Raw genomic sequence first — 12,814 nt, forward strand, 5'->3', positions numbered from 1 at the left:
GGCGGTGCCCGGCGGTCAGTAGCGCAGGACGGCGGCCATGTGCTCCATGCGGGTGAGACTGTCGTCGGGGACGAAGGTGACCTCGGCGCCGGTGTCGAGGGCCCGCTCGATGATCTCGTCGACGATGTCCTCGCGGGCATGGGGATGGGTGGGGTCTGCGGCCGGGACCAGGTGCTCGCCGTCGTCGTGGACGATGGTCCGGTAGTTCTCCTCGACGCTGAGGGAGGCGATCCGGCCCTGGGTGACGTTCTGCCAGACCTCGTCGAGTCCGGCGGCGAACTCGCGGCGGCTGCGGGCCTGGTCCAGGGCGGCGAGCACCTCGGAGACACGCCGTCGCTGCCGCGACTCCAGCACCGGGCCGACCGCCTTGAACAGCGACTGCGCCGGGCCCTTCGCCAGGCCGCCCTGGGTGATCTGGGCGGCCCCGTTGAAGGTGGTGATCACATGGCCGGTGGACGCCTCGCCCAGCAGCGAGAGCGCCGCTGCCTCGCCGACCAGGAACAGCGGGCGGCGGTTGGCCTCCAGCACGGCGGACGCGGCCTCGGCCGACTGGCGCAGGAACTGGCGGGTCTGCTCGTCGCGGAAGATGCTGGGCAGGTCCCCGATGCGTTCCTTGCGCTCGGAGTCCGGGTCCTCCAGGCTGCGCGTGAGCGGGAAGGCGTCCGCCCGGTGCTCGGTCAGCCGGTCCAGCACTCCGTTCCAGAGCGAGACATGGTCGGCGGCCACCGCCAGCACCCAGTAGGGCTGCTCGGCGATGTGGGAGGCGACCAGGTTGCGGGTCACGAACGTGTCCGCGAGGACCACCCGGGCCGGCACGGGCCGCGCGAGACTCCAGACCTGGTGCTCCCCGGGGGCGGCGAACAGCACCAGGCCGTCCTTGGCGTGCACCAGGTCCACCTCGGCCACGGCCCGGTCCAGCTGCTCGATCACATTGATCCGGACGGCCCGGGACACGGCCGGGTCGCTCTGGATCCGCTCCTTCGCCTCTGCGACCAGATTGCGCAGTCGCACCGGGTCCTGGGCGTTGTCCGGCTCGCGGCGATGGGTGGGCACCAGGACGGACACCGCGGGATAGGGGCGCGGCCGGCGCAGCTCGGCGAGGACGGAGGCGTTGAGGACGGCATCCATACGGGCTCATTCCGCAGAGGGTGGCCCCGTGCGCCGATCCTCCCCGACCCGCGCACAGGCTGACCTGTCATCGACCATATGCGGGGAGAACGAGCTGCGCAGTCCGGCGGCTCAGGCCTGTGGGCCGACCAGGCAGGTGGAGATAGTGCCGTCGGCGGCCGACAGGGTCGCGTGGAGCTGGCGGTCCTGGGCGATGGCGGCCGTCAGCGGGAGCTCACCCACCTCGGCGGGGACCTTCAGCGCCTGCAGCTCCTGGCGGTGGGTGGCCCCCGCCGAGACGGCCTCGACGGTCAGCTCGCCCTTCACAGCGGTCATCGCGGTCCAGACGGTGCCGCCGTGGGAGTCGACCCGGTACTCGAGAGTGCAGACGGGGGGAACGGGCGCCCCCGGCGGCGGGGGCCAGGGCGCCCCGGGCGGGGGCAGCGGGGGCATCAGCGGGCGGGACCCGGAGGGGCGCGGGATGCCGGGGGATGCAGGGACCGCTGCACCGGAGGGGTCGACCGCGCCGACGGGGCGGAGCGTCTTCGCGGTCGACGGCGAACCTGAGGCCGAACCTGAGGCCGAGGCCGAACCCGAGGCTCCGGGGGAGGCGGGCGGGTCGGCGGCGTTCTTCGCCGCGCCGGGCCCGGTCGACACCAGGATCAGCAGCGGCACGCAGAACATCAGCAGAACCGCGACCCCTATCGCCATGTGGCCGCGCGACCGGCGCGGCGGTGGCTCCTGGAACGGCTCGGACGAACTGGTGAACGCCATGGCGGTGCCCCCGTGATTGGTGTTCCTTTGCGTCAGATTGGCACCCCGGGACGGTTGCTGACGCCATGTTGCCGGAATGTGATGGGTCGGCGGACGTCACTCTGTTGCGTCGCCGTGGCTACTTCCGCTGCTTCCGTCCGGGCAGGACACCGCGCAGGGCTTCCTCGGTGCGGGCGACAACGGCGTGGCCGTCGTCGGCGGTGATGATGGGCCGTTGGATCAGGATCGGGTGCTGTGCGAGTGCGGCGATCCAACGGATACGGGTCTCAGGGGTACGCGGCCAAGCGGCCTGGTCCTTGAGGCCGAGGTCCTTCGCGACCGGCTCGTCGGTCCGCGCGATGTCCCAGGGTTCGAGGCCGAGTCGCTGCAGGACGGTCTCCAGTTCGGCGGAACTGGGCGGGTCCTCAAGGTAGCGGCGCACGGTGTACTCGGCTCCGGCGTCGTCCAGCGCGTGCACGGCTACTCGACACTTGCCGCAGCGGGGGTTGATCCAGATCTCCATGGCAGCAGATCCTACGCACCGTCCCCCCGGCTAAGGGGTGTCGTTGTCGTCCCGTCCCTGCCAGGTCGTCACGCAGATCTCGTTGCCCTCGCCGTCGGCGAGCACCCAGAAGGCCGGCGCACGGGTCGCGGAGACGAGCCGGCCCCCTGCCGCCAGAGCGGCGTCGATCCGGTGCTGCGCCTCGTCGTGGGGGACGCACAGGTCGAAGTGGATGCGGTTGCGTTGCGGACGAGGCTGGTCCATCTGCTGGAACCAGATCGCGGGCCCCTGCCCGACCGGGTCGACGAGGGGATCGCTGGGCCCCGTCGACTCCGCCTCGTCGGTGTAGCCCAGCACCGCCTTCCAGAACGGCCGGATGGCGGGGATGTCGAGCGCGTCGATCCCGATCTCCAGCATCTGCACCGATCGCACTGCCGGTGCCGACCGTGCTGCCGCCGTGCCGAGCTCGGGCTCCGTCCGCAGCCCGGCCTCGCGCACGACTGCGGAGAGCCGCTGCGCGAGATCGGTATCACGCCTGGTCACAGCGGCCTGGACCAGTGACTGCAGCGTGAGCACGACCCGCTCCGGACGGACATCCACACGCAGGTGACCATCGGCGTCATCCCCACACGCGGCAACCGCACGTGCCGCAACCTCGACCCCCTGCCCCAGCGACCCCACCGGCACGGAGGCACGCAGGGTACCCAGCAGAAAACGCCACCCCTCCTCGCCGACCTCGTCCGACGCCTGCTTACTGCTCAGCTTCTGATCCACGGTGTCCATGGGCACATCGTGGCAGCCGGCACTGACAAGTCGGTGCGGGTGGTGGGTCGTGGGTTGGGGGAGGCGGGGCGTCGCCGTCGGGAGGCGGGAGCGGGGTCCGTTTCGCGGCCGAGCCACCGTCCCGACGCCGTCTCTGACGTGCGCGTTTGCTCCCGGTGATTCTCCGTCGCCTCCGTGGGGCGCGATGGTCGGTCCCGGGCTGGGGTGGCTCGGCTCCGCCTCGCGGCAACCACGAGGAGCGGGGTGGTTGGTGGGGCGTGCGTTGCCGGGTGCGCGCCGGTGCCGGGGCTGCAGAAACGTTTCTCCAGGCCGGATTGCCTGTGCTGGGGGGAGTTACAACCATGCTGGGGTGAATTACCCCCATATATGGTTGCTACGGCACCCAGCGTGGGTGTAGCTCCCCCCAGCAGCCGGCCAAACCGCTCGAATGGCCCACGGATGGGGTTGTTGGGGAGGTCCGGGCTCATCCTGGGGTGGATCCGGCTCGCTGAGCGGGTCCAGCACTCCCCAAGGCGAGGCTGGACTTCCCCAACCCCCGCAATGGTGGGCGTGAAAGGCCCCGCCCCGCGCCCCGGGCGAGCGCTCCGCGCCGGACCCGGGCCGCCCCCGGCCCTTGTCGCGCATGGGGTACCCCTGCACGAAGTGCTTGGGGAGGAAGCCGCATCTTTCCGGGCGGAGCCCGGGAGACGGGGGCCAACCCGCCCCACCACACGCTGCCGTTGCACGCGTGGAGCGTCACCCCCGTCCACCGCGAATCGCTCCGCGCCGGAGCGCCCCGCCCCCGGCCTTGTCGCGCGGCGAAGCCGCTTCCTTCCGGGCGCGAGCCCGGGAAACGGCGGGTAACGCGCCCCACCACACGCTGCCGTTGCAGGCGTGGGGCGTCACCCCCGTCCACCGCGAATCGCTCCGCGCCGGAGCGCCCCGCCCTCGGCCCTTGTCGCGCGGCGAAGCCGCATCTTTCCGGGCGCGAGCCCGGGAGACGGTGCGCCAGGTCGTGGCACGGACGTTGCCGTTGCATACGTGGGGCGCTGCCGCCCCTGTCCTACCTGCTACCACTCGGGGATCGGTGCGTTGTCGGTCACTCCCAGGCGTGGAGTGTCCGTCAGTTCAACGTGTGCTCCGGGACTGTGGAGTTCCAAGATGATGATCTCGTTGCTCCCCGTCCGCCAGAGCGGCGCCGGGGCGTAGAGGGTTTCCTGCGGGCCCTGGTCGCAGTAGCGGCCCAGGGCGAAGCCGTTGAGCCAGACCGTGCCCTTGGTCCAGCCGGGGAGGGCGAGGAAGCCGTCCGCCGGGGCGTCGAGATTCAGGCGGAGTCGGTGGAACGTGGGGCCGGTGGACGAGGAGGCCTGTGTGGGTGGGAACTTGAGCGGGGTGAGGTCGGCAAGGGGGAGAGGGCGGATCTCCCAATTGAACTGGTACTGGTTGTCCAGCCGTACCCCGCCGCTGATGCCCTTGCGGTCGGTGAGCAGTGGGCCGTAGTTGATCCGTCCCTGGTTCTCGACCAGTAGGTCGAGTACCGCGCCGCCCTCCGGGACGGCGATGGTCAGGGTCTGTCGGGGGTGGTCGCGGTGGAGGACTCCCAACTCGGCGCCGTCCAGGAAGACCTGGGCGCGGTCGGCGAGGCCGTCGACGGCCAGTTCTGCCTGCGGTAGCGGTCCGCGCAGTCGGGTGCGGTAGTGGATCAGACCGAGCGACTGGCCCAGCGCCTCCATGGGTTCGGGCTCGGGACGGTGGTGTGTTGCCGCGAGCAGGTCGAGCGAGTCGAGGAGGGCGGTGACGGCTTCGGGGCGGAGCCGGCGGGGCGTCAGGCGGGGGGGCGGGTTCGGGCAGAGGGTATGCGTTGGGGCCGAGGTGGCGGGCGATGACCTCGCGGAAGCGGTGGAACTTCTCGGTGAGTTCGCCGGCTTCGCCGACCGGCGCGCCGTAGTCGTAGCTGGTGACGGTGGGCTGGTAGGCGGTGCCGTTGTGGTTGGCGCCGTTGAACCAGCCGAAGTTGGTCCCGCCATGGCCCATGTAGATGTTCACCGACGCGCCTGCGCTGAGCAGGCTGTCCAGGACCTCGGCCGCCTCCTCGGCGTCGCGGACGTGGTGCGGTTCGCCCCAGTGGTCGAACCAGCCGTGCCAGTACTCGGAGCAGAACAGCGGGCCGTTCGGCTGGTGGCGGCGCAGCGTGGCGAGCGAGGCGTCCGGGCGCGAGCCGAAGGTCGCGGTGGAGAGCACCCCGGGGAGCCTGCCGCCGAGTTGGAAGCCGTCGCCTGCGCCGTCCGCGGTGAACAGCAGGCAGTCGGTGGCGCCGCGCCGCAGCAGTCCTTGGCGCAGGTACTCCAGGTGGGCCGTCTCGTTGGCGTAGCTGCCGTACTCGTTCTCGACCTGCATGGCGACGATCGGACCTCCCCGTCCGGCCTGAAGCGGCGTCAGGACCGGTAGCAGGACGTCGAACCAGGCGTCCACGGCGGCGAGGTAGCGGGGCTCGTTGCGGCGCAGCCGCAGCAGCGGGTCGGCCAGCAGCCAACCGGGCAGTCCGCCGAACTCCCACTCCGCGCAGATGTACGGGCCGGGGCGCACGATGACGTCCAGGCCCAGGTCGGCGGCGGTGGCGATGAACGCCGCCACGTCCTGCGGGCCGTCGAAGTCGAAGTTGCCGGGCTCGGGCTCGTGGACGTTCCAGGCGACGTAGGTCTCGACGGTGTTGACGCCCATGGCGCGCAGCCGCAGCAGTCGGTCGCGCCAGAGCTCGGGGCGGATCCGGAAGTAGTGGATCGCGGCGGAGACGATCCGGTGCGGGCGGCCGTCCCTGAGGAAGGAGTCCGCGACGACGGTCAGCCCGGGGACGGGGACGGGGACAGGCGGAGTGGACATGGGTGGGTGCTCTCCGGGGACGGCGTGTGGAGTGGTGGAGCGCCTGAGTGGAAAGCGCTTTCCCAAGCGAAGACTACGAGCACCGTACGGGCAGGTCAAGATCGGGCGGGATCGGTCCCGGGCAGCTCCCGCCGGGGGTCAGTTGACGGCGGAGCTTCGGCGTTCGAGCAGGACGACGTCGCGCCAGGTGCCGTGGTGGCGGCCGATGCGCTCGCGGGTGCCGACCACGCGGAAACCGGCGCGCCGGTGCAGTGCCAGGCTGGCGGTGTTCTCCGGGAAGATCCCGGACTGGATCGTCCAGATGCCTGCGGCCTCGGTGGAGGAGATCAGGGCGTCCAGCAGTGCGGCGCCCACGCCCCGTCCCCGGGCGTCCGGGTGGACGTAGACCGAGTGCTCCACGACCCCGGCATAGACACAGCGCTCGGAGACCGCTGTGACCGCGGCCCAGCCGAGCACCTGCCCGTCCTCGTCCAGGGCCACCAGGCGGTGCGCCGGGAGCTTGGCCTTGTCGAAAGCCTCCCACTCCGGGGCGGTGGTCTCGAAGGTGGCATTGCCTTCGTCGATCCCGAGTTGATAGATCGTCAAAACCTCGTCGGCGTGCTCGAAGCCCAGTTCAGTGATCCGAACTGCCGTGCTGTCGCTCGTCATCTGTACTCTCCCTGTGCGTGTTTCGCCGAATTATGCCGTGGCTGCCGCAGCGTTCCTGTGACCGGTTATTGGGTGAAGTGTCTATGCTCGGCAGTCACGCGGGCGAACCAGTGCCCGCACTGGGCAAAGGCAATCACGTATGCATGCTGAGGAACTGAGCAAGTCCGCCGTCTCGGCCGAGTTGGCGACCGACATCGCCGCCCGACTGGAGGCGGTCCAGGCAAGGATCGCGGAAATCGAGGAGCAGCTGCCGGCGCTGCGGGAGACCGAGGCCTGGCTGAAGGGAGTCCTGGCCGCGGTCGGCCCGGAGCCCACCGCGGGGCCGACCGAAGCCAGCCCGGCCCCGGAGCCGGTCGCCGCTGAGGCGGTTGTGCCGGCACCGCGGCGGGAGGCGAAGCCGGCCAAGGCGGCCAAGCCGGCCCGGGCGCCCAAGGCCCCGAAGCGGAAGGCGGCGGCCAAGGCGCCTGCCGCCACGGGAGCGACGCCGAGCCTGCCCTCGCGGGTGCTGGCGTTTCTGAGCGCGAAGCCGGGACCGCAGAAGCCCAGCGAGATCGCGCAGGAGCTCTTCGGCGGCGAGGTCACCACGGTTCAGACCAACCTGACCCGTGGAGCTGCCGAGGCGCTGGTCAAGCGTGGTCAGGTCGAGAAGGCCAAGCAGGGCGCCACCGTTTTCTACCAGGCGGCCGACGCGGCGTCCGAGGCCGGCGCTGCAAGCACCGACTGACCGAGCGGGGAACAACCTCCGGGACGCCTGAGTCGGCGACCGTGCACGAGGGAGCGGTCGCCGACTCAGGCGCCCCGGAGGAGTACGGAGTCGGGTGTCAGGCCGGGTCGTGGGCGCCGGGGACCACCAGTCCGGTCTCGTAGGCCGCGACCACGGCCTGGGTCCGGTCGCGCAGGCCGAGCTTGTTCAGGATGCGGCTCACATGGGTCTTCACGGTCTCCTCGGTGACCACCAGCCGGACTGCGATCTCGGAGTTGGACAGGCCCTCGGCGAGCAGTCGGAGCACCTGGGTCTCCCGGTCGGTGAGGGAGGTGAGCGCCGCGGCTGGACGGTCGTCCGCGTGGGTGGGCCTATGCCGGGTGAACTCGCTGATGAGCCTGCGGGTGACAGTGGGTGCGAGCAGGGCTTCGCCGTCGGCGATGATCCGCACCGCGTCGAACAGCCGCTCCGCGGTGACGTCCTTCAGCAGGAAGCCGTTGGCGCCGGCGCGCAGCGCGTCGTAGACGTACTCGTCCAGGTCGAAGGTGGTCAGGATGAGGATGCGTGGACGGTCTGTCTCCACTCCCGAGCCGGTGAGCTGCCGGGTGGCTTCGATCCCGTCGGTGCCCGGCATCCGGACGTCCATCAGCACGACGTCGGGGCGCAGTTCGCGGCAGATCCGCACCGCCTCGGTCCCGTCGGAGGCCGTGCCGACGACGGTGAAGTCCGGCTGGGTGTCGAGCAGCGCGGCGAAGCCGGTACGGACCACCTGGTGGTCGTCGGCGACGACGATGCGGACCGGCCCGGGCGTCCCGGGCGTGTGCTGGGGGGTGGTCATCGGACGGCCTCCGACCTGGTCGGCAGTACGGTTTCGACGAGGAAGCCGCCGCCGGGCGCGGGGCCGGTGTGCAGCTCGCCGCCCACGGCGGCGGCCCGCTCGCGCATGCCCAGCAGTCCGTGGCCGCCGACCGCCGGCTCGGGGGCCGGGCCCGGTCCGTTGTCGCGGATGCGCAACCGCAACGAGTCGTCGGTGTAGTGCAGTTCCACGTCCACGGCGGCGCCCGGCGCGTGCCGCCGGGCGTTGGTGAGGGCCTCTTGGACGATCCGGTAGGCGGCCAGCTCGACCCCGGGGTCGAGCCGGTCGGGCAGCCCCCGCAGGATGAGCCGGGTGCCCGTCCCCGCCGCGTCCCGGGCGTCGTCCAGCAGGTCGTTGAGCTGGCCCAGGCCGGGCTGAGGGCGGCGTTCCGCGGGCGCGGCGGCGGTGTCCGTCCCGGCGTCCTCGCGCAGCACGCCCAGCAGTCGGCGCATCTCGGTCAGCGCGGCGCGAGCGGTGTCGCCGATCGCCGACAGCCGCTGCGCACCGGCGGCGGGCAGGCCGGGGGTGGTCAGCCGGGCCGTCTCGGCCTGCACTGAGATCATCGAGATGTGATGGGCCACCACATCGTGCAACTCCCGTGCGATACGGGCCCGTTCGCCGCGTGCGGTGTGCTCCAGCAGAGTGCCGACGACCACCTGTCGGGCGGCGCTGCTCTCCAGCGCCTCGTCCCTGGCCCGCCGCGCGGCGCCGGCCCAGGCCGCCGTCGGGGCCAGGGCCGCGAGCAGCACGGTGAGCACCCTGGTACCGGTGTCGGCGGGATCGCTGAGCGCCAGCGCCAGGAGCGGCAGGGCGAGCACCGCGGCTGTCGGCTGCGCACCGCTGCGGCCGAGCCGGTACAGCGCGACCAGTTGGGCGCATGCGCCGGCGCCGGTCAGAGTGTGGAAGGGCACCAGCGACAGCACCACGGCCAACGTGACGGCGGCAGCGGAGAGGTCCGGACGCGGCAGCGCCAGCGGCAGCGTCCCGGCGAGCGCGAGCAGGCAGAGCAGCAGACCGAGTTGGAAGGTCGGCGGAGCGGCGGTGGTGCGGACGGCCCACTCGACCGTCGCGGCCAGCGCGAGCAGGGCGGTGACCACGGCGAGGGCCCGTCCCTCCCGTCGGCGCCGCTCCTGCCTGCTTTCGTCCGCTCGGCTCACGTCGATCATTGTCACTGTCGGCAGGGCGCGTTGGCGACCCTCGGGTCAGGGACGCCGGGATCCCCCCTGTGGGGGATGCGCGGGCGGAGGAGTCCCTGGCATCGGTGACGGGCAAGATGGCTCCACGGCGCGACGACCGTGGTCATGCCCGTCGCCATGATTTCTGTCATGGAAGCAACCATCGCGGTAACCGGCCTGCGCAAGCGCTTCGGGCCGACGCAGGCCCTGGACGGCCTGACATTCACGGTGACGCCGGGTCAGACAACCGGCTTTGTGGGACCCAACGGCGCGGGGAAGTCCACGACGATGCGGGTGATCCTGGGCCTGGACGCGCCGGACGCGGGCACCGCACTCATCGGCGGACACGAGTACCGGACCCTACGGCACCCGCTGAGCCACGTCGGTGCGCTGCTGGACGCCGCCGCGCTGCAGCCCAGCCGGACCGCCCGCAACCATCTGCTGTGGCTCGCCCACTCCCAGGGGCTGAGCGGAAAGCGGGTCGACGAGGTGATGCGGCTGGCCGGGCTGGAGACGGCGGCCCGCCGCCGGGCCGGGGGCTACTCCCTGGGGATGCGGCAGCGGCTCGGGATAGCCGCCGCGCTGCTCGGCGACCCGCCGGTGCTGATGCTGGACGAGCCCTTCAACGGGCTGGACCCGGAGGGGATCGTGTGGATGCGCGGGCTGCTGCGCTCGCTGGCCGCGCAGGGACGGGCCGTCCTGGTCTCCAGCCATCTGATGAGCGAACTGCAGGACACCGCAGACCATTTGCTGGTGCTGGGGCGCGGCCGGGTGATCGCCGACACCAGCGTCCGCGAGCTGGTCGCGGCCGCGTCCGGGGACCGGGTCACGCTGCGCACCTCGGAGCGCTCGGCGGCGATGACGCTGCTCGCGCGGGCCGGCGCCACGGTGGCGGCCACCGACCGGGAGACGCTCACCGTGTCGGGACTGGCGGCGGAACGCATCGTCGCCCTGCTCGCGGCCGACGGCGTGCCGTTCTCGGAGGTGTCCGCGCACCGGGCGACGCTGGAAGAGGCGTACATGGAACTCACCAGGGACGCGGTGGAGTTCCAGGGCGAGGATGCCGGAACCGCTTTCGTCGTGGGTGGCTCCTCGGCCGAGGAGGTGGCGCGATGAGCGCGACGATTGCGCCGTACCGCTCCCAGGCGCAGGGCGCCCGGGCCGGCTTCCCGCAACTGCTGCGCGCCGAGTGGACCAAGTTCCGCACCGTTCGCAGCTGGGTGGTCGGCCTGGTCGTAGCCGCGCTGCTGCTGATCGGGGTCGGGCTGCTCAGCGCCCTGAGCAGTCACCGCAGTTGCGGCGGCCCGAACGGTCCCATCGCCTGCCCCACGGCCCCGGTCGGCCCCGAGGGAGGGTCGGTGACCGACTCCTTCTACTTCGTGCACCAGGCGCTGGCGGGCGACGGCAGCATCACGGTCAGGGTCACCGGTCTGTCGACTTCCGAGGCCTGGGCCAAAGCCGGAGTCATCGTCAAGAACGGCACCGGGCGGGGCTCGGCCTACGCGGCGGTCATGGTCACCGGCGCCCACGGGGTGCGGATGCAGTACGACTTCACCCATGACGTCGCGGGGCTCTCCGGTACCGTCTCCCCGAGCTCCCCGCGCTGGCTCCGGCTGACCCGTTCCGGCGACACGCTCACCGGCTACGACTCCGGCGACGGCAGCAACTGGAGCCGGATCGGCACCGCGCACCTGGCCGGGCTGCCGTCCACCGTCCAGATCGGGATGTTCGCCGCCTCGCCCGACGCGGTGCAGACGACCGCATCGGGATTCGGCAGCGGCAGTGGAACGGGAACCCCCGCCAGCGCGACCGCCACCATCGACCGGGTCACCCTCCAGGGGGGCGGGACAGTCGGCGCGGCCTGGAAGGGTGATGACGTCGGATCAAGCCGTGGAGGGCAGGGCCCTCAGACATCCGGGGATTTCCAGCAGGACCAGTCCACAGGCGCCTTCAGCGTCCGTGGGGCGGGCGACATCGCCCCGGCAGTCGGCGGCCCGATGGGGGACGGCCAGGCCGTCGAACGCACCCTGATCGGCACCTTCGCCGGGCTGGTGGTCGTGATTGTGCTGGGGACGCTGTTCATCACCGCCGAGTACCGGCGCGGCCTGATCCGCACCACGCTCACCGCGAGCCCGGGGCGCGGCCGGGTGCTGGCGGCCAAGGCAGTGGTCGCAGCCGCTGTCGCCTTCGTCACCGGGGTGGCGGCAGCGGTGGTGGCGATGCCACTGTGCGTGCACACCCTGAAGTCCAACGGCGTTGCGCTCTATCCCGTCAGCCTGCTGACCGAACTCCGCCTGGTGGTCGGTACGGGGTTGCTGCTCGCCGTCGCCGCCGTCCTGGCGCTGGCCGTCGGCACGATCCTGCGGCGCGGTGCGGGGACTGTCACCATTGTCATCGCGGCGATCGTCCTGCCCTACATCCTGGCGACCTCATCGGTGCTGCCGGCCGGTCCTTCGGAGTGGCTGCTGCGGGTCACCCCGGCGGCAGGTTTCGCCGTGCAGCAGAGTCTCCGGGCATTTGCTCAGGTCGACAGTGTCTACACGCCGTCGTCAGGCTATTTCCCGCTGTCGCCGTGGGCTGGTCTCGCGGTGATGTGCGGCTGGGCCGCGCTCGCCCTGGGCTTCGCCGCGTACCTGCTCCGCAGGAGGGACGTATGAGACTCGCCCTGCACGCAGAGTGGACCAAGCTGCGCACCCAGCCGGGAACGGCGGCACTGCTGATCGGCGCGGTGGTGCTGACTGTCGGGCTGAGTACGGGGGTTGTCGCGACGGCTACCACGGCCGGTGCGTCCGACCCGGCGAAGCTCGCCCTGGCCGGGGTCTACCTCGGCCAGATCGTCGTCGCGACCCTGTCCGTCCTGGTGATTGGCGGTGAGTACAGCACCGGAATGATCCGCACCACTCTGGGGGCGATGCCGCGCCGCTGGACCGTGCTGGCCGCGAAGGCGACCCTGGTCGCCGGCGCGGCGGCCGCGGCGGGCGTCGTCGCCGTGCTCGGCAGTTTGGTCGCCGGAGCGCTGATCCTGCCGGGCCACGGTTTCACCGCCGCCCACGGGTATCCGCAACTGTCGCCGGGCGACGGCGCGGTGCTGCGCGCCGCCGCCGGCTCGGTTCTGTACTTCGCCTTGATCGCCCTGCTCAGCCTGGGCGTTGCCACCGCGGTACGGGACTCGGCCACGGCGGTGGGAGTGGTCCTGGCGCTGCTCTTCCTCTTCCCGATCGTCGCCTCGGTGGTGACCGACCCGCACTGGCAGCGCCACCTGCAGCAGATCGCACCGATGACGGCCGGACTCGCGATCCAGGCGACAACGGGCCTGCGCAGCCTGCCGATCGGACCCTGGGCCGGGCTGGGCGTGCTCGCTGCCTGGGCAGCCGGATCGCTGCTCACCGGCGGGCTGCTGCTGCGGCTGCGCGACGCCTGACCGGGCC

11 protein-coding genes and 1 pseudogene are annotated in these 12,814 nt (G+C 71.9%); 4 read left to right on the top strand and 8 right to left on the bottom strand.

The window, feature by feature from the left end:
- Nucleotides 1–15 precede the first annotated feature (15 nt).
- The 6 genes and pseudogenes from ABH941_RS01330 to ABH941_RS01355 form a co-directional block, all read right to left on the bottom strand.
- Nucleotides 16–1,128: a chemotaxis protein gene (locus ABH941_RS01330; protein ID WP_370126634.1), complete on the bottom strand. Its 1,113-nt coding sequence runs from the start codon at nt 1,126–1,128 to the stop codon at nt 16–18.
- Between the two features lie 111 nt (nt 1,129–1,239).
- Entirely contained in the window at nt 1,240–1,881 is a 642-nt protein-coding gene (locus tag ABH941_RS01335) for a hypothetical protein (protein ID WP_370126635.1), read from the bottom strand.
- 118 nt (nt 1,882–1,999) lie between these two features.
- Nucleotides 2,000–2,383, bottom strand: coding sequence for an arsenate reductase family protein (locus tag ABH941_RS01340; RefSeq protein WP_370126636.1), 384 nt, complete (start codon nt 2,381–2,383; stop codon nt 2,000–2,002).
- A 30-nt stretch (nt 2,384–2,413) separates the two neighbouring features.
- On the bottom strand, nt 2,414–3,145 hold the full coding sequence (locus ABH941_RS01345) for a VOC family protein (RefSeq protein WP_370126637.1): 732 nt from the start codon (nt 3,143–3,145) through the stop codon (nt 2,414–2,416).
- A 1,049-nt stretch (nt 3,146–4,194) separates the two neighbouring features.
- Nucleotides 4,195–6,004, bottom strand: a pseudogene (locus tag ABH941_RS01350) (beta-galactosidase family protein).
- A 138-nt stretch (nt 6,005–6,142) separates the two neighbouring features.
- Nucleotides 6,143–6,652, bottom strand: a complete 510-nt coding sequence (locus ABH941_RS01355) for an N-acetyltransferase family protein (protein WP_370126638.1) — start codon at nt 6,650–6,652, stop codon at nt 6,143–6,145.
- Between the two features lie 139 nt (nt 6,653–6,791).
- On the opposite strand from ABH941_RS01355, the gene ABH941_RS01360 reads away from it, so the two are divergent.
- The gene (locus tag ABH941_RS01360; protein WP_370126639.1) at nt 6,792–7,376 is read left to right on the top strand and encodes a hypothetical protein; all 585 of its coding nucleotides are present in this window, start codon (nt 6,792–6,794) and stop codon (nt 7,374–7,376) included.
- A 97-nt stretch (nt 7,377–7,473) separates the two neighbouring features.
- Here ABH941_RS01360 and ABH941_RS01365 read toward each other — a convergent pair whose 3' ends face one another.
- A complete protein-coding gene (locus ABH941_RS01365) occupies nt 7,474–8,193 on the bottom strand; it encodes a response regulator (RefSeq protein WP_370126640.1) in 720 nt (239 codons plus the stop codon).
- Nucleotides 8,190–9,368, bottom strand: coding sequence for a sensor histidine kinase (locus ABH941_RS01370; RefSeq protein ID WP_370126641.1), 1,179 nt, complete (start codon nt 9,366–9,368; stop codon nt 8,190–8,192). The genes ABH941_RS01365 and ABH941_RS01370 overlap by 4 nt, the downstream gene beginning before the upstream one ends.
- Nucleotides 9,369–9,536: 168 nt before the next feature.
- Between ABH941_RS01370 and ABH941_RS01375 the strand changes: the two genes are divergently transcribed.
- From ABH941_RS01375 to ABH941_RS01385, 3 genes are read left to right on the top strand one after another with little or no spacing between them, the layout of a single operon-like run.
- Nucleotides 9,537–10,502 (top strand): ABC transporter ATP-binding protein, encoded by a 966-nt coding sequence (locus tag ABH941_RS01375; protein ID WP_370126642.1) that lies wholly within the window; start codon nt 9,537–9,539, stop codon nt 10,500–10,502.
- Nucleotides 10,499–12,043, top strand: coding sequence for an ABC transporter permease subunit (locus ABH941_RS01380; RefSeq protein WP_370126643.1), 1,545 nt, complete (start codon nt 10,499–10,501; stop codon nt 12,041–12,043). The genes ABH941_RS01375 and ABH941_RS01380 overlap by 4 nt, the downstream gene beginning before the upstream one ends.
- Nucleotides 12,040–12,807 (top strand): ABC transporter permease, encoded by a 768-nt coding sequence (locus tag ABH941_RS01385; RefSeq protein ID WP_370126644.1) that lies wholly within the window; start codon nt 12,040–12,042, stop codon nt 12,805–12,807. The genes ABH941_RS01380 and ABH941_RS01385 overlap by 4 nt, the downstream gene beginning before the upstream one ends.
- The last annotated feature ends 7 nt before the right edge of the window (nt 12,808–12,814 follow it).

The sequence above is a fragment of the Streptacidiphilus sp. EB103A genome, from assembly GCF_041261405.1.
Classification (GTDB): Bacteria; Actinomycetota; Actinomycetes; order Streptomycetales; family Streptomycetaceae; genus Streptacidiphilus.